At 41.7% G+C, this 24,689-nt stretch carries 21 protein-coding genes and 5 tRNA genes; 6 read left to right on the plus strand and 20 right to left on the minus strand.

Annotated elements, in window-relative coordinates:
- Positions 1-502: 502 nt before the first annotated feature.
- From AAEU31_RS18705 to xerD, 11 genes are all read right to left on the minus strand, one after another.
- A tRNA-Arg gene (locus AAEU31_RS18705) sits at positions 503-579 on the minus strand.
- A 96-nt stretch (positions 580-675) separates the two neighbouring features.
- Positions 676-752, minus strand: a tRNA-Arg gene (locus AAEU31_RS18710).
- Positions 753-872: 120 nt separating this feature from the next.
- Positions 873-949, minus strand: a tRNA-Arg gene (locus AAEU31_RS18715).
- Positions 950-1,101: 152 nt separating this feature from the next.
- A tRNA-Arg gene (locus tag AAEU31_RS18720) sits at positions 1,102-1,178 on the minus strand.
- A 38-nt stretch (positions 1,179-1,216) separates the two neighbouring features.
- Positions 1,217-1,309 (minus strand) — tRNA-Ser (locus AAEU31_RS18725).
- Positions 1,310-1,421: 112 nt separating this feature from the next.
- Positions 1,422-1,619, minus strand: a complete 198-nt coding sequence (locus AAEU31_RS18730; RefSeq protein ID WP_421968009.1) for a hypothetical protein — start codon at positions 1,617-1,619, stop codon at positions 1,422-1,424.
- Positions 1,620-1,872: 253 nt separating this feature from the next.
- Positions 1,873-3,408 carry a lysine--tRNA ligase gene (gene lysS, locus AAEU31_RS18735; RefSeq protein ID WP_135925870.1) on the minus strand — a complete coding sequence of 512 codons (1,536 nt, stop codon included), beginning with the start codon at positions 3,406-3,408 and terminating at the stop codon, positions 1,873-1,875.
- Positions 3,409-3,434: 26 nt separating this feature from the next.
- Positions 3,435-4,533 (minus strand): peptide chain release factor 2 gene (gene prfB, locus AAEU31_RS18740; protein WP_135925871.1). Its coding sequence is split into 2 segments (ribosomal slippage): positions 3,435-4,457 and positions 4,459-4,533, totalling 1,098 coding nucleotides; the frame shifts between segments, so codons are not numbered across the junction.
- A 143-nt stretch (positions 4,534-4,676) separates the two neighbouring features.
- Positions 4,677-6,398 carry a single-stranded-DNA-specific exonuclease RecJ gene (recJ, locus tag AAEU31_RS18745; protein WP_421968010.1) on the minus strand — a complete coding sequence of 574 codons (1,722 nt, stop codon included), beginning with the start codon at positions 6,396-6,398 and terminating at the stop codon, positions 4,677-4,679.
- A gap of 75 nt (positions 6,399-6,473) precedes the next feature.
- A complete protein-coding gene (dsbC, locus tag AAEU31_RS18750; protein WP_138558617.1) occupies positions 6,474-7,208 on the minus strand; it encodes a bifunctional protein-disulfide isomerase/oxidoreductase DsbC in 735 nt (244 codons plus the stop codon).
- 59 nt (positions 7,209-7,267) lie between these two features.
- Positions 7,268-8,155: a site-specific tyrosine recombinase XerD gene (gene xerD, locus AAEU31_RS18755; RefSeq protein WP_421968032.1), complete on the minus strand. Its 888-nt coding sequence runs from the start codon at positions 8,153-8,155 to the stop codon at positions 7,268-7,270.
- Positions 8,156-8,323: 168 nt separating this feature from the next.
- Here xerD and fldB point away from each other — a divergent pair, with 168 nt between their 5' ends.
- A complete protein-coding gene (gene fldB / locus AAEU31_RS18760; protein ID WP_138558615.1) occupies positions 8,324-8,845 on the plus strand; it encodes a flavodoxin FldB in 522 nt (173 codons plus the stop codon).
- A 41-nt stretch (positions 8,846-8,886) separates the two neighbouring features.
- Here fldB and AAEU31_RS18765 read toward each other — a convergent pair whose 3' ends face one another.
- On the minus strand, positions 8,887-9,315 hold the full coding sequence (locus AAEU31_RS18765; RefSeq protein WP_135925876.1) for a DUF2147 domain-containing protein: 429 nt from the start codon (positions 9,313-9,315) through the stop codon (positions 8,887-8,889).
- Between the two features lie 103 nt (positions 9,316-9,418).
- Here AAEU31_RS18765 and AAEU31_RS18770 point away from each other — a divergent pair, with 103 nt between their 5' ends.
- Positions 9,419-9,850 carry a hypothetical protein gene (locus AAEU31_RS18770; protein ID WP_135925877.1) on the plus strand — a complete coding sequence of 144 codons (432 nt, stop codon included), beginning with the start codon at positions 9,419-9,421 and terminating at the stop codon, positions 9,848-9,850.
- Between the two features lie 29 nt (positions 9,851-9,879).
- Here the strand turns inward: AAEU31_RS18770 and AAEU31_RS18775 are convergent, their stop codons facing one another.
- Positions 9,880-10,578: a tRNA1(Val) (adenine(37)-N6)-methyltransferase gene (locus AAEU31_RS18775; protein ID WP_421968011.1), complete on the minus strand. Its 699-nt coding sequence runs from the start codon at positions 10,576-10,578 to the stop codon at positions 9,880-9,882.
- 76 nt (positions 10,579-10,654) lie between these two features.
- Between AAEU31_RS18775 and srmB the strand changes: the two genes are divergently transcribed.
- Both srmB and AAEU31_RS18785 read left to right on the plus strand, forming a co-directional pair.
- Complete coding sequence (gene srmB / locus AAEU31_RS18780) at positions 10,655-11,887, plus strand: ATP-dependent RNA helicase SrmB (RefSeq protein ID WP_135925879.1); 1,233 nt, start codon at positions 10,655-10,657, stop codon at positions 11,885-11,887.
- Positions 11,888-12,083: 196 nt separating this feature from the next.
- Positions 12,084-12,422 (plus strand): BON domain-containing protein, encoded by a 339-nt coding sequence (locus AAEU31_RS18785; protein WP_199526269.1) that lies wholly within the window; start codon positions 12,084-12,086, stop codon positions 12,420-12,422.
- A 19-nt stretch (positions 12,423-12,441) separates the two neighbouring features.
- Here AAEU31_RS18785 and AAEU31_RS18790 read toward each other — a convergent pair whose 3' ends face one another.
- On the minus strand, positions 12,442-13,374 hold the full coding sequence (locus AAEU31_RS18790) for an aq_1923 C-terminal domain (protein WP_253038818.1): 933 nt from the start codon (positions 13,372-13,374) through the stop codon (positions 12,442-12,444).
- Between the two features lie 50 nt (positions 13,375-13,424).
- Positions 13,425-14,810: a DNA repair protein RadA gene (gene radA / locus AAEU31_RS18795; RefSeq protein WP_199526271.1), complete on the minus strand. Its 1,386-nt coding sequence runs from the start codon at positions 14,808-14,810 to the stop codon at positions 13,425-13,427.
- Positions 14,811-15,164: 354 nt separating this feature from the next.
- Between radA and AAEU31_RS18800 the strand changes: the two genes are divergently transcribed.
- Positions 15,165-17,645, plus strand: a complete 2,481-nt coding sequence (locus AAEU31_RS18800) for a PilZ domain-containing protein (protein ID WP_235383289.1) — start codon at positions 15,165-15,167, stop codon at positions 17,643-17,645.
- On the opposite strand, the gene serB is transcribed toward AAEU31_RS18800, so the two are convergent.
- Complete coding sequence (gene serB, locus AAEU31_RS18805; RefSeq protein ID WP_135925884.1) at positions 17,628-18,647, minus strand: phosphoserine phosphatase SerB; 1,020 nt, start codon at positions 18,645-18,647, stop codon at positions 17,628-17,630. The two genes, AAEU31_RS18800 and serB, sit on opposite strands and share 18 nt — an antisense overlap.
- Before the next feature lie 134 nt (positions 18,648-18,781).
- On the opposite strand from serB, the gene AAEU31_RS18810 reads away from it, so the two are divergent.
- Positions 18,782-19,402 carry an AhpA/YtjB family protein gene (locus AAEU31_RS18810; RefSeq protein ID WP_135925885.1) on the plus strand — a complete coding sequence of 207 codons (621 nt, stop codon included), beginning with the start codon at positions 18,782-18,784 and terminating at the stop codon, positions 19,400-19,402.
- On the opposite strand, the gene AAEU31_RS18815 is transcribed toward AAEU31_RS18810, so the two are convergent.
- The 4 genes from AAEU31_RS18815 to prfC all read right to left on the minus strand — a co-directional run bounded on the left by AAEU31_RS18815 (position 19,369) and on the right by prfC (position 24,504).
- On the minus strand, positions 19,369-20,142 hold the full coding sequence (locus AAEU31_RS18815; RefSeq protein WP_421968012.1) for a TatD family hydrolase: 774 nt from the start codon (positions 20,140-20,142) through the stop codon (positions 19,369-19,371). The genes AAEU31_RS18810 and AAEU31_RS18815 overlap by 34 nt on opposite strands.
- Complete coding sequence (pdxH, locus tag AAEU31_RS18820) at positions 20,143-20,781, minus strand: pyridoxamine 5'-phosphate oxidase (protein WP_135925887.1); 639 nt, start codon at positions 20,779-20,781, stop codon at positions 20,143-20,145.
- 335 nt (positions 20,782-21,116) lie between these two features.
- Entirely contained in the window at positions 21,117-22,859 is a 1,743-nt protein-coding gene (argS, locus tag AAEU31_RS18825) for an arginine--tRNA ligase (protein WP_421968013.1), read from the minus strand.
- Positions 22,860-22,920: 61 nt separating this feature from the next.
- Positions 22,921-24,504, minus strand: coding sequence for a peptide chain release factor 3 (gene prfC, locus AAEU31_RS18830; RefSeq protein WP_199526275.1), 1,584 nt, complete (start codon positions 24,502-24,504; stop codon positions 22,921-22,923).
- Positions 24,505-24,689 lie beyond the last annotated feature (185 nt).

Genomic DNA, 24,689 nt, shown 5'->3' on the forward strand with positions numbered 1-24,689 from the left:
CGAGCAAACTTACCATGCACTTTTTGCTAGTGTCATTTGAAGCTACTTATACCGATACACTTAATTAAGTGGTCTATTGTTGTGAATTGCTATTAAACGCGGGATATAAAAAAATAATATGGCGGACGCGGGACGTATTTTGAAACAGTGAACCTTAGGCTGCGTGGTTCAAAGTTGCTCTAAGAGAAATGAACGCAATATAAAATTATTGCAGCAAGTTTATGGTGAGCATTCAAACTTCTACGCGAATTTCAGGCACAAAAAAACCGACTTTCGTCGGTTTGATTCACTTTAACTCTACTTGAGAGAAAGTGGCGGACGCGGGACGTATTTTGAAACAGTGAACCTCCGGCTGCGTGGTTCAAAGTCGTTCTAAGAGAAATGAACGCAATAAAACGTTGTGTTTATTCGCAACTGAAGTCTCTCCTAAAACCAATCCTATGCGAATTGCAGGCACAAAAAAACCGACTTTCGTCGGTTTATGTCACTTTCAAGAAGAAAGTGGCGGACGCGGGAGGATTCGAACCTCCGACCGCCTGGTTCGTAGCCAGGTACTCTATCCAGCTGAGCTACGCGTCCGCATTATGTTTTTGCATGTTTAAGTCGTGCATTGACTGTGTCTTAAAGACAAAAAAACCGACAGCTTGTCGGCTTATGTCACTTCCTAGAAGGAAGTGGCGGACGCGGGAGGATTCGAACCTCCGACCGCCTGGTTCGTAGCCAGGTACTCTATCCAGCTGAGCTACGCGTCCGCAAAGTTGCATTTTATAATCTTGCAATGATTTTTCAAATATGGCGGTTGCGGGACGTATCTTGAAAGAGAGAACCTCCGACCAAATTTGTATCTTTATACTCGATGTGAGTTTCAAATATGGCGGACGCGGGAGGATTCGAACCTCCGACCGCCTGGTTCGTAGCCAGGTACTCTATCCAGCTGAGCTACGCGTCCACACGCACATTTGAATATTGCTAATTTATTCTCTTAGCAAGAGTTAAAGTAAAAGTGGCGGTTGCGGGACGTCTCTTGAAAGAGTGAACCTCCGACCAAAATCTACCAACATCTACCAACATCTTATACTCGATGCAGAGTTAAAGTAAAAGTGGCGGACGCGGGAGGATTCGAACCTCCGACCGCCTGGTTCGTAGCCAGGTACTCTATCCAGCTGAGCTACGCGTCCACACATATTACTTTCAAGACATGCCATTTTAGGAAAAATGGTGGAGAAGGAGGGATTCGAACCCTCGATAGAGCTACAAACCCTATACTCCCTTAGCAGGGGAGCGCCTTCGGCCACTCGGCCACCTCTCCGTCTTGTGGGGCGTATAATAAAGATTTCAGAAAATAAGTCAAACACTTTTCAAGGAATTTCGAGTAGATGGTTAGAGATTGTGCACAACTGACTCAAACTCCCTAAAATCGCTTAAGCTTTAGGCGTTTTTTCTTTATCAGCCAATAAATCGAGACCAGTTAAAGGAATATGCTCATCAGTTAATTCTGCTAGGTATTGGTCTTGATATCCTAACTTTTGAAATTCAAAAATACATGCTCGGTAAAAGCTTTCACGTTGTTCATCACTTTTTGTTACATCTGTTGGTAACTGCGCTGGTTTTGTTGTCATTTTAATTAATTCCATTTAAGCAGTGAATGGATTTTATTTAGTACATTAACATTCTGACTAGAAAAATGACTTTATCAACCTTAGTTTGTATTAAAAACGAACAAAGCAATAATTACGTAGCAAACAAAAACAACAAATACACTATATATCAACAACTTAAATTAAAAATAAAAACGCTAGCGAAGAAAAAATCAGAAATTTCCTATAACAAAAACGCCGCTAAAAAGCGGCGTTTTCTAATCCTAAAAACTGATTAATCAGCTTGAGGACGCATATGCGGGAATAAAATCACGTCTTTAATTGTTGGTGAGTCAGTGAATAACATCACTAGACGGTCGATACCAATACCCTCACCTGCTGTTGGTGGTAAGCCGTACTCTAACGCGCGAATATAATCTTCATCGTAGTGCATTGCTTCATCATCACCTGCGTCTTTTTCTTCAACTTGACGAGAAAAACGCTCTGCTTGGTCTTGCGCATCATTAAGCTCAGAGAAACCATTCGCTAATTCACGGCCGCCTACGAAAAACTCGAAACGGTCAGTCACAAATGGGTTTTCGTCGTTACGACGTGCAAGTGGTGACACTTCCCATGGGTAAGCTGTGATGAAAGTAGGTTGAATTAGCTTATGCTCTGCAGTCTCTTCGAAGATTTCACATAAGAACTTACCAGGGCCCCATACACAGTTTTCTGGGATCTTAACGTGTACTTGCTTAGCGTACGCTTTAAGCTCTTCAAAATGATTTTCAGGGTCATTAAATACCGCAGCATCAAAGTCTGGGTTGTACTTAAGGATAGCCTCGCTCATTGTTAAACGAGCAAAAGGTTGACCAAAATCGTACTCTACTGAATCTACCACTTCACCGTTTTCATTTTTAGTTGTGTTTACAACAATTGGTGAACCTAGTACATCTGTAGCAACAGTACGTAACATGTCTTCAGTGATGTTCATCAGGTCAATATAATCAGCGTATGCTTGGTAGAATTCGATCATTGTGAATTCTGGGTTATGACGTGTTGATAAACCTTCGTTACGGAAGTTACGGTTGATTTCGAATACACGCTCAAAACCACCTACCACTAAACGTTTTAGGTAAAGCTCAGGTGCAATACGTAAGTACATATCGATATCAAGTGCATTGTGGTGTGTTACGAATGGACGAGCAGACGCACCACCAGGGATCACTTGTAGCATCGGTGTTTCAACTTCCATGAAGTCACGATCAGCTAAGAAACGACGGATACCTTCAACAACTTTTGAGCGAATACGGAAGGTTTCACGCGTCGCTTCATTGGTAATTAAATCAACATAACGTTGACGGTATTTAGTTTCTTGGTCAGATAAACCATGGAATTTTTCTGGTAACGGACGTAATGACTTAGTTAGTAACTCGTACTCTGTCATTTCTACGTATAGGTCACCTTTACCTGATTTATTTAGTGCACCTTTAACACCTATGATGTCACCGATATCAAGTTGACCGTATTTTGCTTTTAATTCTTTTTGTACGTCTTTTGACGCGTACGCTTGAATTTGGCCTTTCATATCTTGTAACGCAAGGAAAGGACCACGTTTTGCAAGAATACGACCCGCTACTGATACAACGTGCTGCTCAGCAACTAATTCGTCTTTCGATTTATCACCAAACTCAGCTTGCAAATCAGCCGTGTAATGTTCACGACGGAATTGGTTTGGATGACCGTTGGCTGGGCAATTTTCGCGGATTGCGTCTAATTTGCCACGACGCTCAGCGATTAACTTATTTTCGTCTTGGATTTGATCAGTCATTTTTTAGCTCTTTTTTAGCTCGGTGGTTATAGGCCAGATTTAAGGCTGGCTTCAATAAATTTATCTAAGTCGCCGTCAAGAACCGCTTGAGTATTACGGTTTTCAACGCCAGTACGTAAATCTTTAATGCGCGAGTCATCAAGTACGTATGAACGAATTTGACTACCCCAGCCAATATCAGATTTAGCATCTTCTTGGCTTTGCTTCTCGGCATTTTGCTTTTGAATTTCAAGTTCAAACAACTTCGCTTTTAACTGCTTCATTGCTTGGTCTTTATTCTTATGCTGTGAACGCTCATTTTGGCACTGTACAACAGTGTTGGTTGGTATATGCGTAATACGAACCGCCGACTCTGTTGTATTTACGTGCTGACCACCCGCACCAGATGCGCGGTAAACGTCAATACGTAAGTCAGCCGGATTAATATCAATTTCGATATTATCGTCGATTTCTGGGTAAACGAATGCCGATGCAAACGAGGTATGACGACGACCACTTGAGTCGAATGGGCTCTTACGTACTAAACGGTGAACACCGGTTTCTGTACGTAACCAACCGTATGCATATTCGCCAACAAAACGCACTGTTGCGCCTTTGATACCAGCCACATCACCATCAGTTGCTTCAACAAGTTCAACTTTAAAGCCTTTCGCTTCACCCCAACGTAAGTACATACGCAACAACATGTTACACCAGTCTTGCGCTTCAGTACCGCCAGAACCTGATTGTAAATCAAGGTACGCATCGTTTTGGTCATGGTCACCCGAGAACATACGACGGAATTCTAGCTTTTCAAGCTGTGCGTTTAAATCGGCTAATTCAGTTTCTGCTTCGGCAAAGGTTTCTTCGTCTTCTGCTTCAACAGCAAGCTCAACTAAGCCTTCAACATCTTCGGTACCGGCCACTAAATTATCAATGGTCTCAACGATAGCTTCGAGTGCCGACTTTTCACGGCCTAGGGCTTGAGCTCGCTCTGGCTCATTCCACACTGCTGAATCTTCAAGTTCTGCGTTAACTTCTTCTAACCGCTCTTTCTTAAGAGGGTAGTCAAAGATACCCCCGAAGCAGTTCAGTACGTTCGCGAATTTCCTTGATTTGATTAATCACAGGATTCACTTCAAACATGTACATTACTCCAAAATGGCTGATTTACCGCGCACCGCTTTCGACAATAATTACGGTAAATTATCTACAAATATTAAAAACGCCCGATTTTAACAAAAAACCGAGCGTTTTATTAGCCTTTTATGTCGATTATAACGATATTTTTATGTGGTTTTTTGTAGCTCTCGGATAATTAGTTGTAAGGAGAATTTGCCACGAAATTCATTTATATCGAGTTGGTATGCCGCTTTTACGTAACGTACTTCGGTGTCGGGCCAGGCACGCACGTCAACAGCAAATGCTATTGCGTCAACTAACCTTCCAGATTGATGTTTTAAAACTAGTTTTAAGTGTTTTTCACCAACAATACGCTGCTGCACCACTTCGAACACATGTTCAAACACTGGCTCAGGAAATTGTTGTCCCCAAGGCCCTGCATTTTTTAACAGGTTGGCAAACTCCATCGAGAAGCAATCATTTGGCAGTTCACCGTCGGTAAGTAAAATACTTTGCTTATGCTCTTCACTGAGTGTTTGTGCCACCATGTGTTCAAACACGGTTTTAAATTCAGTAAAACACTGCTCATTGATACTCAGTCCGGCCGCCATAGCATGACCACCAAATTTACTGATCAAATGCGGATAGAGTGTATTTATGCGCTCAAGTAAATCACGCATATGCAGCCCTTCAATGGAGCGGCAAGAGCCTTTAATTTCACCGTTATCGCCGGCTGCAAAAATAATCGTAGGACGGTGATACTTTTCTTTTAAGCGGCCAGCCAAAATGCCAATAACACCTTGGTGCCAATCAGCTTGATACAAGCAAATGGCATCAGGCACTGAATCTGTTTTAAAGGCTAAACGGTCAAGCACGGCTTGCGCTTCAGTTTGCATGCCCTGCTCTATTTCACGGCGCTCATGATTGAGGCTGTCGAGCTCGCTGGCAATGCGGCGGGCTTGATTTATATCGCTCGATAATAAACAGGCTATACCTAAACTCATATCATCTAAGCGCCCTGCTGCATTTAAGCGTGGTGCCAATGAAAAGCCAAAGTCACTGGCACTTAAGCGCGCTGCATTACGATTTGCCACTTCAATGAGAGCACTAATACCTGGACGTGTTTTACCGCTACGAATACGAGCTAAACCTTGATGTACTAAGGTACGGTTATTGGCATCAAGGGCGACCACATCGGCAACGGTACCAAGGGCAACAATATCAAGTAATTCGGCCAAATTCGGCATTGGCTGATGTTGAAAATACCCTTGATCACGTAAGTGACTACGTAAAGCGATAAGCAGATAAAAAGCCACCCCAACGCCTGCTATTGATTTCGATGGAAATTGGCAGTCATGACGATTCGGGTTCACAATGGCATCGGCATTAGGTAATGCCTCGCCCTGCAAGTGGTGATCAGTCACCAGCACCTTAATACCCGCATGCTTTACAATTGCAATGCCATCGATGCATGAAATACCGTTATCAACGGTAATCACAAGCTCAGGCTGCATGGCCACAATTTGCTCTGCAAGCGCAGGACTTAGGCCATACCCTAAACTGAATCTATCTGGCACTAAGTAATCAAGGTTTTTCAAACCAAACATGGCAAGACCTTGCATCAAGGTTGCTGTACTGGTTGCACCGTCAGCATCAAAATCTCCCACGATTAACACGCGGCTTTGTGCTTTTAATGCGTCTTGCAACAACAACACGGCTTTGTCGATGTCTTTAAACAACCGAAAGTCATGTAACGTTGCTGCACTGTTATCTAACTCTATTGCGTCTTGCACCTGTCTTGATGCGTAAATTTGTTTAATGACTGGATGTAAATGATTTGGCAGGTGTGAGTCATCAACGCGAGGACGAACTTGAATTATTTTTTCCATGTTGGAAAGTGTACTTCTTAACTTAAGGCGAATAAAAAAGGCCTACGACAAATAGGCCTTTTCGTTTAAAAATAGTTATGACGATGTTTTTGGTAAAGCATCAAGTGCTTGGCTGATTTGCGCAGCTGATTGATAACCTGGGATCATCGTACCATCTTCTAAAATAATTGCCGGTGTACCTGACATACCAAAGCTTTGACCAAGTTGGTAATGCTCTGCAATCGGGGCGTTACAACCTGGGACTGCAGCTACTTCTGCGCCCGCTTTAGCTTCTGTTAACGCTTCAGCTGGGTCTTTAGCACACCACACATTCATTAAGTCTTGATAACCTTTGCCCGCTAAACCGCCTCTTGGAAAAGCTAAATACTTAACAGTAATACCCGCCTCTAAAAAGTCGTCTAATTCGCGGTGTAATTTACGACAATACCCGCAAGTGATATCTGTAAATACTGTGATTGAATGCTTTTCGTTTTTCGCTTTGTAAACAATCATCGAGTCTTCGTACTCTGCAACGCCTTGTTTACGCACATCACTTAACGCATGCTCGGTTAGATTTACACGGTTGTTTAGGTCAATCAACGTACCTTGCATTAAGAATTGGCCATCAGGGCTTGCGTATAACACGCCTTTATCGGTAATTAGCTCTTTAAGACCAGCCACAGGGCTTGGGTTAACTTGCTTAACCTTTACACCTAACTCGGCAAATTTTGAAACAATTGGTGCGTCAGCGGCTTCTGTCGTCGATACGCCATTTGCAAAAACATTTAAGCTTGTGCCAAATAGTGCCGTGGCTAAAACTAACTTTTTCATAACTATCCTATATCCTGAACATTTTTTACATAGACCGGTACATCTTAAAAAAAGTTGCACTATGCACGAGGGTGATGCTGCTCGTGTACCGACTTTAATCTTTCATTCGCTACATGCGTATAAATTTGTGTTGTTGATAAGTCACTATGACCTAACATCATTTGCACAACACGAAGGTCTGCCCCATGATTCAAAAGGTGCGTCGCAAAAGCATGTCTGAGCGTATGCGGTGATAATGGTGACTCTATTGCTGCCAAAATAGCATAGTGTTTGATGCGATGCCAAAAAGTTTGTCGGGTCATGCCAATGCCCCGCTTAGACGGAAACACAAAGTCGGTAGCGTGTTTAATCATCTGCGAGCGCCCTACTTTTAAAAACTGTTCAAGCCAGTACATTGCTTCTTCACCCAAAGGGACTAATCGTTCTTTATTACCTTTACCTTTTACAAATACGACTGCTTGGCGCAGGTTTATTTGCTCCATTCTTAGCCCTACCAGCTCAGTAACACGCAGCCCGGTGGCATACAACAGTTCAAGCATGGCTTTATCGCGAAGCCCCATTGGATCTTCAATATTAGGAGCTGCAAGCAATGCTTCTACTTCGGCTTCAGAGAGAGTTTTTGGTAACGATTGCCCCGCCTTAGGTTGCGCAATATTAACCATTGGTGAGTCGGGGATTGCTTTTTCGCGCACAAAATACTGATAAAAACGCTTGAGCGCACTGATACTTCGAGCCGTGCTGCGCGACTTTAGTCCTAAATCGACACGGTATGCTAAATAAGCTTCTATATCTTCTGCTGTTACTGCAAGTAAGTCTGTGTCTTTAATAAATTGGCAAAACTTATCGAGGTCACTTCGATAAGCGGCAAGAGTATTCTCACTGACTCCTTGTTCTAAATACAAGGTATCTAAAAAAACCTCTAAATGCTCTGCATTTTGTTCCGTCATGACACCTGCTTGTGCTTGTGAAGTATTATCCGCCACGGTTACTCTCATCCTTATCAAGGTATCAATTAAATAGGCCTTACGGTAAAATATTACCAAACTACATGAAGGTAGATACTTCAAGCGGCTTGAGTAGCTATCATATCAGGCAAACACACGGTGATAAATACGATGCAGATTGGTTTATTTTATGGTTCGACTACCTGCTATACAGAAATAGCGGCAGAGAAAATTCGCGATATTATTGGGCAAGACGTTGTGAGCTTGCATAACATCAAAGATGAACCATTAAAAAATGCAGAACAATTCGATTTCGTTATCTTCGGCATTTCTACATGGGATTTTGGTGAGCTTCAAGAAGACTGGGAGTCTATCTGGGATGATATCAAAGATGTTAATCTAAATGGCAAAACAGTGGCTCTGTTTGGCATGGGTGATCAACAAGGTTATGGTCAATGGTTCCAAGATGCTCTTGGCATGCTGCACGATGAAATTTGTGATCAAAGCATCACCTTATTAGGAAAGTGGCCAAACGATGACAGTTACGAGTTTGAAGCATCAAAAGCGCTGACTGAAGATGGCAAACAATTTGTTGGCTTAGCCCTTGATGAAGACAGTCAATACGAACTCAGCGATGAGCGTATTGCCAACTGGGTTGAGCAAATAATGACTGAATACAGCGAAAGTTTGTAAAAGTCGCTTGTAAGGAAAAGCCAAGCAATGCTTGGCTTTTTTTATTCAACGCGTTGCCAATATTGATTACGATAGAAAAAAGCAATATAACCACGCACTTCAAGCACCTTACCTTGTTGTTGTGGTGTCAATTTTAAGGTGTAGGTTTTGCCATTATTAGGGTCAAGAATTTCACCATCTTGCCAACTTCCATCTCCGGCATCCTTTGCGCCTTCAATAATCTGCAACCCCAAAATAGGCTGATTTTTCTTATCACCTTTACATTTTTCACAACGTGCATCTTGCTTAGCTGGATTCAATATTTTTTCAACATTGCCAACCAGCACGCCGTTTTGTTCACTAATACGCACGAGTGATTTCGCTTCATTCGTTTCTTCATCAATTGTTTTCCAAAGCCCTACCGGACTGATTGCTGCAGCGCATAGTTGAGAAAATAACATCGCAGCGAGTACAAACGCTAAACGGAACATAGATCACCTACTTTATTAAGAATTTATTACTACAATTAATTTTTTTAGACGCATCATTTTGTTATGCTTGAGGTGGATGGATAACCAATTGAAAGGATACACAATGAAACAATTCACTTTAGTGACTGGTGATGTTATTCAATATGACAATCATCAAATTAACCCACTTCACGCCAAAGGCGAAATTACAGTAAATAGCCTTAACGAACAAGTATTTATACCACAAAGCGTGAAAACAGCGAATGAACTAGGCAAACTTAAAGATAACCTATTTAACATCGAAAAATTATTACACTCTGGTTATGCCGATCCCTATCCCAGCATTCGTGTATTAATTGAAACCACGCAACCACTGCCTGACATAACGGGACTGAACATCAAACGACAATTTAATATCATCAACTTTTGTAGTGCTGATATTGATAAACAACATTGTAAAAGAGTACTAGATGCTTTACTTAAACTTGAATATGTTCAGCAAATTCAACTTGATGAGGTGATACAATTACGTCCACCTGCGATCCCCGAACAGTAATTAGAATCGCCAAAAATCTTATATTAGCGTTACATTTTCAAATAAAAGGCTTTGCAAAGCCTTTGATAATCGGCGCTGTAACTACCATCCTGAGCATGAATAACCAACTGCGATTTTTTGCACTCTATAGCCTGTTGGCTAAATAACATTAAGCAGCGGCTCGGTGCTTTTTTGAGCGTTGTTTGTATTAAACATTGTTGATTTAAATGCCAACCTAATTGCTTTGCAATAGCAATAAATTGCTCAGCTTCTGGACAAGGTAGAATAACATTCAACAACGTTTTGTCATGACTAAGCCTGCTACATGCAGCTATTAATTCGTTAAAACTAAGGCCATCAGTATGACGTGCAGCATTACGTGGCGCATTCTCTCCTTTGAGGCTGGCGTTAAAATATGGCGGATTGGTGATGATAACATCAACGGGCTCTGGTGATTCAAATGACTGCACGGCACCTTGATAAAGACGGATATCTGACCACGGGCTATTGGTAAAATTAGCTCGGGCGTCGATACAAGCATCATGATCAATCTCGATCGCCATCACTGTTGCTTGTGGCGCTCGCTGTTTTGCCATTAAGGCCAGCAGCCCTGTTCCAGTCCCTATGTCTAATATACGTGTGGCGTTAGTAAGAGTGGCCCATGCGCCTAACAAAATGCCATCCGTTGACACCTTCATTGCAGCACGAGTTTGCTCCACCGAAAATTGTTTAAACACAAAGCCTGACATTTTTTCACCTTTTCATTCACCACAGCCGCGTTAACGCGTATAATTAGGCCTAATTGTCCTCTATTTACGTCACTCTATGCAATTTTCTGAATTTGATATCGATAACAAGCTGTTAAATGCCATTAATAAAATGGGTTTTGATACACCAACCAGTATTCAACAACAAGCGATCCCTGAAGCGCTAAGAGGCCGCGATATTTTAGCATCTGCGCCAACTGGTACTGGTAAAACAGCCGCTTTTTTGATCCCTGCAATTCAATACTTGCTTGATTTCCCTCGTCGCGATCCTGGCTTTGCTCGCGTGCTGATCATGACACCGACTCGTGAATTGGCTTATCAAATTCATGAACAATGTGAATTACTTGCTGCGCAAACACACCTCAAAATTGGTGTAGTAACCGGCGGTATTAACTACGGGACACATAAAGAAATTTTCGAGAGTAATAACGACATTTTAATTGCCACGCCAGGGCGCTTAATGGAATACCTCGAAACTGAGAATTTCCATGCTGAGAATGTTGAACTGCTTATTCTTGATGAAGCTGATCGCATGCTAGACATGGGTTTTCGTAAAGAAATGCTGCGAATTTGTGACGAAGCACGTAATCGTCGCCAATGTTTCTTGTTCTCAGCAACACTTGAAGGCGACAGCGTTGAGTTATTTGCAGAACGAATTTTAAATGACCCTGCACTACTTGAAGCAGAGTCAACCCGAAAAGAGAAAGCTAAAATTCATCAGTGGGTTCATCTAGCTGATGACTATAACCATAAACTAAAAATGTTGGTTGAGATCCTAAACGGTGAAGACATACATAAAGCAATCGTGTTTGTTAAAACCCGTGAACGCTTAGAAACCTTGATTGGTGAGCTTAACAACGAAGGGTTACGCGTTGCATGGCTACGTGGTGAAATGCCACAAGACAAACGCATGAAAGCGATGGAGAACTTTCACTCTGGTCGCAATAATATCTTAGTGGCAACCGATGTTGCTGCACGTGGCATTGATGTCGCCGATATTAGTCATGTTATTAACTTTGATATGCCGCGTACTGCAGATATCTATGTACACCGCATTGGCCGAACTGGCCGCGCTGGCAAAAAAGGGATTGCGATTTCATTTATCGAAGCTCACGATGTGGCTATTCTGGGCAAGGTTGAACGCTACATTGAGCAAAAGCTTAAACGTCGCGTAATTAAAGGTATTGAGCCTCAACACAAAGAAGCAAAGATCCCATCTAAAAAGAAAAAAGATCCTGCAAAGATCAAGGCTAAGAAAAAAGCCAAAGCAAAAGTAAAAAAGAAAAAATAGCTTAATATCTTTACTTGAAAATGCCGAGCTCGTCTCGGCATTTTGCTCTCTGCTGCATGTACTTTTTTACTAATTACTGTGTAATTAGTTCATACCTTTTAACCTACCAAGCATAAAATCACTTTATAATCAGAAACTTAAAATTGGAATGATAATTGTAACTGGTTCTGCAACAGAGTCTTCGCGAGGGAATCGTATGAACCGCTTTAAATTAACCGTAGTACTGATCTCATTAAGTTGTTTATTTTTACTAGCTTGTGCGACAAAGGTGAGTGCAAATACCAGTGTTTTAACATCAAGCACATCAGCACAACCTAGATTGCAACAATATGCTTTGCAGAAACTAACCAGCAACCCTAACTTTACTATTTCTAATCTACAGGTGATTGTAGAGGGTGATACGGTTGAGCTTATCGGCTCTACCAAGACAGGATTTCAACGTGCTTTAGCACAAAAGTTTTTGGAGCATAACCGAGGCATCCGAAAAGTTAAAAACAACCTTAAAGTAAGCTCACAAGACGGAGCAACACTTTAAGGTTGTCTGCACCTTAGCCTTATTTACCGCTTGCTTGAAGGTTAATAAATTTGGCAAGTTCTTCAGGTTGTCCCATTAGCGCCATAATTTGCTGATTGATTTGCATCATAGACTGACCTTCTGGCAAGTTTGCCGAAACCGATAATGATGATAAGCCTTGAGCAAAATTAGTAATAGCAGTCTCTAAGTCAGTGCTAACCGGCGCTTGTTGTAACTGCATAGCAACAACCTGCTGGAACTGTTCATGAGTCATACCTTGCGCTTGCAAGAAGCTCTCTACAACCGCTTTTAACTCACCTTCATCTGCAACTGACAGTGAAATACTTCGTGGCTCTAACTGGCTCATGGCCGCCATCATTTTTGATTGCTGTTGTAGTTGCTGCTCTAATGTGAGCTGGCCATTTTGTGTTGAGTTTTGCATCTTGCTGATAGCCAATGACGCTTCCATTAAAGGAGTTGATTTCGCCAACCCTAAATTAAAGTGAACATCGGCCACTTCATTTGCAGTCACGTTAACTGCAAACGCACTATCACCAGAGTCTTTATTGTAATCTAGCGAAGACTTAACGTTATAGCTTGTAGACGCTAATTTGTTGTTGGCGTTTTGCGGTAACTGAGCGAGGAAATCATCACTGAATCGAAAGTTTGTCATCACAAACCCAGTATGAGGTGGAATGCTGTCTTGCTCATAACCTGATACTTCAATCGTATCTATGGTTGCAATAGCTTCATTGCTATCAAGGCTTTGTACTTTGATACCCGAAAGCTCCATGCTGCTATCAAAAACACTCGCTGAAATATCGCTATAAGTAATATCTACACCACTTTGTGCTGATAAAGCACTCAGCTGCTGATCAACCACTGTTTTCACTTCCTGTGTCACAGCATAGTTTGCGTAAGCTACGCCACCGACTGCCGCAGCAACAACCGCCGCAATAATTAACTTCTTCATTTTATTTCCTTTAATTGGTGTAAATTTTTTATCAGTGTATCAAATTGTGTTTAGTTAATTAACGACAGTAATTCATGCACAGTTTTCACTGGGGTAATTTTTGCGCCTAAGCCTTCCATTGATTTATGGTAATTACGATAAGGAATAAAGATTTCAGTAAAGCCATGTTGCGCCGCTTCTTTAACTCGAGGTACGCCACTGTCTATTGGTCTTACATCACCATTTAAACTCAACTCGCCCATAATACAAGTAGTCCGTGGCACCACAAACTCATTCAAACTACTTAAAAGTGCTGTAACTAACGCTAAATCAATGCAGGTTTCTGACTCATCAATTTTTAAACCACCAACTATATTAAAAAACGTATCATGGAAGATTTTTGTTTTAGTGTGTTTTCGTAAAATCCCCGTGAGCATCTTGATACGATTCATGTTTAAACCAACACACACTCGTTGAGGGAATTCAGCTTCGGTTTCTGTGGTTAGACATTGAATTTCGAGTAGTAAGTTACGATTGCCTTTACGAATACAAGTAATCGCAGAGCCCGGCGACTCAGTCGTTGAACCTGATAGGAAGATTTCGCTCGGATTATCAACGCTCAGCATACCTCGCTCACACATTCTAAAAATGCCCACAGTGTCGATATCGCCAAAACGGTTTTTATTGGCACGTAATGTCCTTACTTGCCCATCATTGGTGTCAATGTGTAATAACGCATCAACAATGTGTACTAAGGTTTGTGGCCCAGCAATTTCGTTATTTTTGTTTACGTGAGCGATAATAAACATGGTCACATCATTTTGCTTACAATATTGCGTGAGCGCCTGAGCCGCACTTTTCACTTGTGAGGGTGACCCTGGAGTACCATTTGCCGTTTCTGTTACAACAGCCTGAATTGAGTCGATAACAGCAAACTTTATTTTATGTTTATCAAGTTCTTCAATGATTGCTTCAACGCTGGTTTCAGATAGCAAGTACAGCTCATCTTCGTTGTAATCTAGACGTAAGCGGTTAACCCGATTTTTAAACTGTGATAACGACTCTTCTGCAGTACAGTATAAAGACGGCATTACTTTTGACATACGTGCAACTAAATCTGACAACAAGGTGGTTTTACCTGCCCCTGGATCCCCAGAAATAATATTCACTGAGCCTGTGGTCACGCCGCCACTTAATACCCTGTCTAATTCACCAATTTCTGTGAGGCGCTTTTCAGCTTCAGTGGTTGCAACTTCATTTATTTTTTTTGAACCGCCGCCCACATTACCGGCATAGCCTGCAATTGCAGCTCGACTAGCAGCTTGCTTTGACTGCCCTGCTGACGGTTTAAACTCTGCAAGGGTATTCCATGCACCACATTTACACTGCCCTTGCCAGCGCTGATAATTCATGCCGCACTCAGTGCAGACAAATTCGATTTTTGCTGATTTTGCCATTCGGCCTTACCTGTTTGGATAGCTGGTATTTACTGAACCACTATTTTCAAGCATCTGGTAGACAAAGTAAAACTGACTACTAAGGTAATTGATGTATAGTAGATTTAAAAACATCGAAGATAATACATGGTAACTTGCTCCCTATCGACCTTCTTATATGTTAACTGTTGACTAAAGAACAAGTTAAGGGCACAGTTTTTGCTTAATAATAAATACCAGAGAACTTGCCATTTTATTGGCTAGTACTTATAACAATAACTAATAAAACAACAAAGTAATTACTACTCGCGTAGTGAGCTGCAAAACACCGCCGAGTAATACTACGTTATTTGATAGACAGTGATGGTTTTATAAATGCCAGAAGATATCTTGCTTAAATACGAAAGTCTAGTTGAAGAACTAAAGGCGAATTTAGGCACACCTCAATTCGACAAGCTATTTAAAGCAAAAACAGCCAGCTTAACTAAGCCAGAGCAGTTTTTGATCAAAATGGAGATGTCGCGTTTATCTCAGCCTGTAGCACGCTTTATCGATTTGCGTGGTCAAGTCACTGGACAAGTAAAACCTTACGAGTATGAGGGCAAACAGCACTTTATGGATGACACCGCCATTGAAGTGTTTGAAGATGCGATTAAACGCCACGGTGGCTATACCCTTGCAGTCTATGAAGCGGTGATGAATACCGAAAACAATCACCGAGTGATGCAAAAAAAAGCCGCCGAGCAAGACCTCATTAGCGATGACAGTAGTAATCAGTTAACTGCAAAAGTTATCAAATTTGCTTCTTATGAAAGCCGCTCTGAAGAGCGCATGAATTACTCCATAAAGATCTCGGTTGAAATTGATAAAGAAACGAAAGTCTCAGCATCAACTTCTGATATCTCGTTAAGCGGTGCAAAAATCAAACTTGCCCCCCGATATAAATTAAAAAAAGGCCAATTAATTGGCTTACGCTTGGTTGGTCTCGAGCAAGACTTTGAGCTGGGTCTGAAAAATGGTATTCAATATGAAGTTATTGCCGTCGAAAAGGTATCGCGTGAATATAATCATGTGCGCTTAAAACGTACCTTTATAGAAAATAACAAGCAGTTTGACGACTTTTTAAATAGCTTTATCCACGGCAATAAACGACGCTATAAAGTTAATTTAGACAATACCTTAGATGCTGTTGTCTCTAAAGGATATGAGCAATACTATATTCCTCGAGTGACTTCGCTCTATACGTTTTTAAGTTTGCAGGGTGACAAGCTTTACCCAAGTCTCGCCTTAACAACAGAAAACAATATATTTATTCAGCGTTACTTTTGTGATGAGCGAAAAGTGTCATGTTTATACAGTATTGTTAATCAGCAGCGCATTGCTCACTTACTCAGTAGCCCTGATGCCGTAAAAGAAGACTATATTTACACTTTTACTCATACAGTATCTGGCAGAATTTATTACTATTCAGCAACTCGCTCTGAGTTAAATAATCAGCCTCATTTAAAAGATTTGTTTTTAGGGTTTGGTAGTCAAAAAGATAGCTGGCAGTGTTTTAAACTTCAGCTAATGCCAAGCCATCCAGAAGATTCATACATTCCATTGACGTTACCAAGTAGCGCAGGTAAAAACATCGAAAAGCTCAACAAGCCACCGACCCCGCGTGTGCAAGGCATGCTAAAAGACGTTAAATACTTGTTGATTTTGACTTCAGTGGGTAGTGAGTATGAGCAGAAAAAATACCAACAACGTGTATTTGATAAAACTGCGGTTAATCAATTAAAACAATTTGGCCACAGTAAACACAAGTCACCGCCTCATCTAGAGCCTGTTGCCTTAGAGTATGTGAATTTAAGAGCGCATAAGCGATTCTTGTATAAAACATCTGTCACGGTTAAGCATAAAGAACAACTTGTGCAGGGCTACACACGTGATCTTTCAGTTATGGGGTTACAAATTGAATGTGAGAAACCTGTAGACTTTAAAAAGGGCGATATCATTAAGTTAAGCTTGCCTGAACTACAGAAAATCACCAAAAAACACGACCTAAGTGATCTTAGCTATGAAGTTATGGCAATAAGTAAGTCGCTTACAACTGTGAATTTAAAAGTACATCGAGTAACCGATTTGCCTCATATGGCAATAACCTTTTTCACGGTGTTGATTGATAATAATAAAGATAAACTAAAAGTGTGTGAAGAAACCCCTAAGATTCCTGGGCTCTCTACTGCACTTAGAAACATGGTAACAAAAAGTGTTTGCCAATTTCCGCTTTATCTCCATAAAGAATCAGCCCATTTTAAAATAGGTGCTATTGGGCAAGGCTTATACCCAAGTCCATTACATGTGCTTTTACAAAATTTTGCACTGCTTAATGAAAGCACCAGCATTGATGGCTTGTTGTCGACAGACCAAATAACCGAAGTGATCACCCCACTTATCAAAGATCGTAGTCGTCAAGATGCTCCTTTGCCATTTACACTTTTTGTTTGTTTTAACCCACGTTTAGGCACAATTGCTGACTCAATTACCAGCCGCTGCATTAGCGATGAGGATTACACATCACAAACACTATTTGTAAAAAAAGCACTGAAAAACGACTTAGTGTTTGTATTTCGTTTATATGTATCACGCACAGGCCGACCTGATATTGATTACTTATCGAATGAGCTTAAATACATCAGCCAATATGCTTTACACAAAGCAAAAGATTTAGAGGAAGCATTATGGGCTGTTGCTGGTGTGGGAGATTTAATTGATATAACCGAAGAAGCGCTTACCCATTTTGATATTGACCAAAGGCTGATCGACGAAATGAGTAAACGCAAAGCAATCTGGTTAAAGCGAGTAATCTAACGGTAGGCCTAACAAGTAAGCAACTTGCAGCAACGAACCTTCGTTAATAGCCGTTTGTGCTTGCTCAACCACTTTAGGTTTACCGTGAACAGCCACACCAAGCCCTGCCGCAGCCATCATTTTTAAATCGTTAGCTCCATCACCCATGGCAACAGTTTGACGATTATTTAAGGCAAGCTTTGCTTCGATTCGTTTAAGTACACGGGCTTTTTCTTCAGCATCAACAATAGTGCCAATCACTTTACCTGTTAAACGATTATCTTTGAACTCAAGGGTATTAGCGTGCACTTCATCTAAACCTATTAGTGTTTGCACTTGCTCAGCAAATGGTACAAAACCACCTGATGCAATGGCTAAATGCCAATTATGTTGTTTTAAGTATTGGCATAATTCACTAACACCCGGCATAAGTGGTAAACGTGCTTTTAAGCCATCGATTAGATCAACATCAATACCTTCAAGCTTAGCAACACGCTGTTTTAAGCTTTGTGCAAAATCTAATTGTCCAGCCATTGCTTGGGCGGTCACAGCAGCCACTTCATCATATACATCAGCCAGTCGTGCTATTTCATCTATACACTCGATAGTAATCGCGGTAGAGTCCATGTCCATTAATAATAGACCAGGCTCATCAACCGTAGGTGGATTAGTCAACTGCACCAGTTGAATACCAATTTGCTTGGCAAACTCAACTAATACCAGTGGGCTGAGTGTTGTTGTTGCATCGCTATGAAAGCTCCATGCCACTGGCATGTCTGCAATTGGCTGATAACAACATAGCGATAAATTGCTAAACCCTTGTGCCGCTAAAAACTCACTAATAGCCAGTATTTGCTCAGCATCAAGTACTTTACCGAATGCTACGCTAAATACGCCCTGACTTGCTTTTGGCGTAAAGTCTGTTGTAATAAGGTGTTTGTTTTCAATTTTATACCAGCAATTTAGGCTGATTTGTTCAGCTAAATTTGCTGAAGGTGTAGCAGCTAAGCTAAGCTGTGACATAGTGGCTCCACATTAGACTTATGTCTGTCCTTGCGCGCGCATGAGCTACTCGCAATCAATGAACTAATAAGGTTATTATACTGGTTTAGTTGTACCATCAAATTGAAAAGCTGTCAGCAGCGTATACGGTGACTATGAAAAATAACCAACTAAAAACTCCATTTTCGGCTACATACCGCCAACGTTTGGTGCGTTTAAGTCTAGCTGCAGCCTGTTTTGTGCTGCTGAGCTGGGTTGCCGTTAATAGTAGTTTTCAAAGTCATCAGTTACTTTATGATAGTGCAGACAGCACAGCGATAAGCTTAACCAAGTTTATGGCCCTAAACGCTAAAACCCCACTACTAGAAAAAAACAAACCAGAATTAAAAGCGCTATGTAACCACATAGCTGCAGATGAGTATGTGTTAGCTGCAATAATTTACGACCAACAAGGTATTCAAGTAGCTGCCAGTGATAACTGGCAAAGTCACCATACCTTTGGTTTGTTACCGGATTCAACGCCGGGCATTAGTAAATTAAAAACACCATTTGTTGAGCCCGTTATTAGTGATAACGAGCGACCACTCGGGTTTGTGGCAATAACGTATCTTACGCAAGCATCGATAGCCACCAGCCACAGTAGCTTTCATGACTTAGGCAGACAAGTATTACTTATGCTCGTAATTACTTGTATTTTTACGTGGCAACTTGGCCGTGGCCTAAAACGCTGGCAATTTAATCGCTATATCAAAAAAAGCGCAGAGCAAGAATCGTAAAGTTCGGCAGCAAGTTGCTGCTTTGCATCACCTATCACGCCTTTAAGCTCACATAAATGTGCAAATACATCACGCACCTTAAGCGGCGTATTTACCTGCCCTTGAAAGCCAGCAAGTGGCATTGACGGCGAATCGGTTTCAAGTACTAAATGCTGTGGCTCTATAGCGCTTAAGACTTTACGAGTTTTCGCCGCGCGTGGATAACTTATCACGCCACCAACTCCAAGCTTAAAACCTTGTTTTATATAACTTGAGGCTTGTTGTTCTGAGCCTGAAAAAGCATGAATAACCCCTCCATATTTGGGTTTGCAGCGCTTAAATGAGCGGGCAATTAAATCATGGCTTTGTCTGTGATGCACAATCAGTGGCAAAGCAAGTTGATTGGCGAGCTCTATCTGCCCTTCAAAAAGCTGCGTTTGTTTATCGAGGTTGTCGATACTGCGATCAAGACCGCACTCACCGATGGCAATAAACTGGCCTAAATTGGCTTTTGCTAACTGCTCTAATTCTGCGAGGTGATGAGCTTGGTGGTCAGATAAAAAATAAGGATGTAAGCCTAAAGCAACTGAAATTCTTGGCTCTGATTTGGCAAAAGAAAGAAGTGCTGTAGATTGTGCCAAGCTCACACCTGGCACAATAAAATGCTCAATTCCTACTTGCTTGCATGCTTTGATGAGCTCTGTGCGAGTTTCATCAAATTCGCTAAAATCAAGATGGCAGTGGGAATCGATAAAACGCATTTACGGATTTAAACGACCAAACTGCCAACTACCGTCGGCTTGGCGTTGATACATAAAGCGGTCGTGCAGGCGGTGCGCACCACCTTGCCAAAACTCAATTTTAGTAGGCTCAACACAATAGCCACCCCAAAAATCAGGCAATGGAATTTCACCATCAGAAAACTTTTGCTTCATTTTCGCAAATGTTTCCATTAACACCTTACGTGATGACACAGGACGACTTTGCTGAGATGCCCATGCAGCTAATTGGCTTTCTTTAGGACGCGATAAAAAGTACTTAGCAACAGCAGTTGTTGGTAAGGGTTTAGCCTCACCATAAACAATGACTTGTCGCTCCATATGGTGCCATGGGAAATGCAGAGAGATTTTGTTATTACCTTTAAGCTCCTGCGCCTTGCGCGAGCCGGTATTGGTAAAAAACACAAAGCCATTTTCATCAAGATGCTTTAACAGCACGATACGCTGCGAAGGCTGGCCATGTTCATCAACCGTTGCGACTACCATCGCCGTAGGATCAGGCAAATTAGTGGCAACAGCTTGCTCAAGCCATTTTTCAAACTGCTTGATTGGAGACGCATCAAGCATGTCTTCAGATAAACCATCCTGTAAATATTCACGGCGAATATCTTCAAGTTTCATAAAATTCCCTCTATCGCTATCAGCTAAAGATTAATCAAGGTTGTTGAGCTGTCAATTTGTTGGGTTTCGCTGCGCTCTACCCAACCTACAAAGCGCATCATCTGCAAGTGTAGGAGTGCTTTCAAAGCGAACTACACGAAGCAGAATTCACCTAAGTAGTTTAGCCTAAGACAAGGCGGAAAACCGACTTATCCCTTTGAGTCTTAAACGTTCTGCAAGTGTAGGAGTGCTAGCAAGGCAATGAGTTTATTTATGCCAAGGAGCATACGTGTTTTGTATGTGACTTAGGCTAAATAAACTCATTAACGCAGCTAAAGCGAACTACACGAAGCAGATTACATTTGCTCCATTACTTCGATACCTAGCAGGTCCAATCCTGACTTCAGCGTCTTCGCTACCAAATTACACAGTACTAATCGGCTGTCACGAACGCTTGGCTCTACGCCTTCTTTTAGAACTGGGCATGCTTCGTAGAACGTCATGTATAGGCTTGCTAGTTCGTATAGGTATCCACATAATACGTGCGGTGTCGCTTCGCTGATCATTAGATCAAGCACTTCTTCTAACTGTAGAAGTTTAAGTGCCAGTGCTTTTTCTTGTGGCTCGTTGATTGCAACGTCAGCTGTTAATGAAGCAGCATCGATACCTGATTTACGGAAAATACTGCGAACACGCGTGTATGCATATTGTAAGTAAGGGGCTGTTGCACCTTCAAAGCTCAGCATAGTGTCCCAGTTGAAGATATAGTCGCTAGTACGGTGCTTAGACAGATCCGCATATTTCACTGCACCAATACCCACTTTACGGGCAATTTCGCTACGCTCTTCGTCGCTTAAATCTGACTCACGCTCAGCAAGTTTAGCTGCAGCACGAGTGATTGACTCTTCAAGTAAGTCTGCAAGTTTAACAGTACCGCCTGTACGTGTTTTGAATGGCTTGCCGTCTTCACCCATCATAGTGCCGAATGGGCAGAATTCATAACTTGTTTCATCACGTAATAAACCCGCTTTACGTGCTGTTAGCTCAACTTGATTGAAGTGTAAGCTTTGACGTGCATCTACAAAGATTAAGATACGATCAGCACCGAGTTTATTTGAGCGGTAATCACATGCAGCTAAGTCGGTTGTTGCATATAAGAAGCCACCACCTGATTTCTGTACGATAAATACTGAAGGCTCACCGTCTTTGTTAGCAAGCTCATCTAAGAACACCACTTGTGCACCATCAGATTCAACAGCAATGTTTTTGTCTTTTAATAGCGCGATGATGTTTGCAAGTTCGCTGTTGTAAGCACTTTCTGCCATGATGTCATCTTGCGTAAGCGTTACGTTTAGGCGTTTGTAAACTTCTTCAGAGTGCTTTACAGAAGTGGCAATGAATAACTTCCAAAGTTTTTCACAGTGTGCATCGCCGCTTTGCAATTTAACCACGTAGTTACGCGCTTTATCGGCAAAGCCTTCTTCATCATCAAAGCGTTTTTTCGCATCACGATAGAAGGTTTCTAAATCCGCAAGTGCAACAGATTCTAAATCAACACCTTGGTTGATTTGATCTTCTAAGTGTGCGATTAACATACCAAACTGAGTACCCCAGTCACCCATGTGGTTTTGACGAACAACTTCATCACCACGGAACTCAAGGGCACGAACAACCGCATCACCAATGATAGTTGAACGTAAGTGACCTACGTGCATTTCTTTAGCAAGGTTAGGTGATGAATAATCAACAACCACTTTTTTCGCTTTTGCATGTGGCGCAACAGCCAGCTTTTCGTCTTCGTTTGCTGCTTTTAAGCTAGCTGATAAAAACTCAGGCTTTAAGTGAATGTTGATAAAACCAGGGCCTGCAATTTCTGTTTTTTCTGCGATATCAGCAAGGTCTAGGTTATCGATAATTTTTTGTGCAAGTTCACGCGGGTTTGATTTTAATTTTTTAGCCGCGCCCATTGCGCCATTGATTTGGTAATCACCAAACTGCGGGCGTGTACTTTGTGTAACCGCTGGATTTGTGTCTTCTGGTAATCCAGCTGCAACCATAGCTGCAATTGCTTTTTCGATTAAAAGAGTACGAATATTCATTGTAATTTTTACCTTTATGGCCCGCAGTACGGGCACTTAAATTTGATGCAAGCTTAGTGTATTAGTTTTCGCGTGTATGATTAAACTTGATGTCTGGATAACGTTCCATCGATAAGTTCAAGTTAACACGGCTTGGTGCGATATAAGTAAGATTATCGCCGCCATCTAATGCTAAGTTGCTCTCGCACTTACGCTTAAATTCTTCAAACTTTTTAACATCGTCAGAGCTTACCCAACGAGCAGTGTTTACGCTGACACCTTCGTAAATGGCGTCAACGTTGTACTCTGCTTTTAAGCGCGCAACAACCACATCAAACTGTAGTACACCGACCGCGCCAACGATAAGGTCGTTGTTAATAAGTGGTCTAAATACTTGCACAGCACCTTCTTCAGATAGCTGAACTAAGCCTTTTAATAATTGCTTTTGCTTAAGTGGATCTTTTAAGCGAATACGACGGAATAATTCTGGTGCGAAGTTAGGGATACCACCAAACTTCATTTTTTCACCTTGTGTGAAGGTGTCACCAATTTGAATCGTGCCGTGGTTGTGTAAACCTATGATGTCACCCGCGTAAGCATCTTGCGCTCGCTCACGGTCACCGGCCATAAAGGTTACCGCATCAGAGATACTCACTTGTTTACCAATACGCACGTGGCTCATCTTCATACCTTGGCTATATTTGCCTGATACAATTCGCATAAAGGCAATACGGTCACGGTGTTTAGGATCCATGTTCGCTTGGATTTTAAATACGAAGCCAGAGAAGTTCTCTTCGGTTGCAACAACTTGGCGGTCTTCTGTTTCGCGTGGTAGTGGTGCAGGCGCCCACTCTGTTAAGCCATCAAGTACATGGTCAACACCAAAGTTACCTAATGCCGTACCAAAATACACAGGTGATAGCTCGCCCGCTAAAAACAGATCTAAGTCAAATTCGTGTGATGCACCGACAACTAGCTCAAGTTCTTCACGAAGCTGCTCTGCCAGTTCGCTACCAATAGCTTGGTCAAGCTCAGGGTTATCGAGTCCTTTGATTGTTCGAACTTCTTGAATAGTATGGCCTTGGCCTGTGCTATACAAAATCGTTTCTTCGCGGTGAATGTGATACACACCTTTAAACTCTTTACCGCAACCAATCGGCCATGTGATAGGTGCACAGGCGATATTAAGCTCGGTTTCAACTTCGTCTAATAACTCCATTGGGTCACGAATATCACGGTCACACTTATTCATAAAGGTGACGATAGGTGTAGTACGTAAGCGTGTTACTTCCATTAATTTACGAGTACGATCCTCAACACCTTTCGCAGCGTCGATTACCATTAGACAAGAGTCAACTGCTGTCAATGTACGGTAGGTATCTTCAGAGAAGTCTTCGTGTCCTGGAGTATCAAGTAAGTTAACCAGACGCTCATTGTAAGGAAATTGCATAACTGACGTAGTAACCGAGATACCACGTTCTTTTTCCATTTCCATCCAGTCTGATTTTGCGTGCTGGTTTGAGCCACGACCTTTTACGGTACCCGCTTTTTGAATCGCTTGTCCGAATAACAGAACTTTTTCTGTAATGGTGGTTTTACCCGCATCCGGGTGCGAGATGATCGCAAAAGTGCGTCGTTTATTAATTTCGGTAGTTAAATTAGACATGTAAGCTGCTTTTAGTCATAACAAAGCGCACTTAACTGCCTTATAAATTATAAAGCTCGGTGCGCACTGTAAAAATAAAATAGAATTGCCGTGTATTATACCTTGTTTGTCTTAGCCAAAAAAGCAGCGATTGTAAGTAATTATTCACCTTGGGTTAGGGATTTTCGTTGTTCACTTTTTTGCTA

This window comes from Pseudoalteromonas thalassia (genome assembly GCF_049257215.1).
GTDB classification, from domain to species: Bacteria; Pseudomonadota; Gammaproteobacteria; order Enterobacterales; family Alteromonadaceae; genus Pseudoalteromonas; species Pseudoalteromonas lipolytica_C.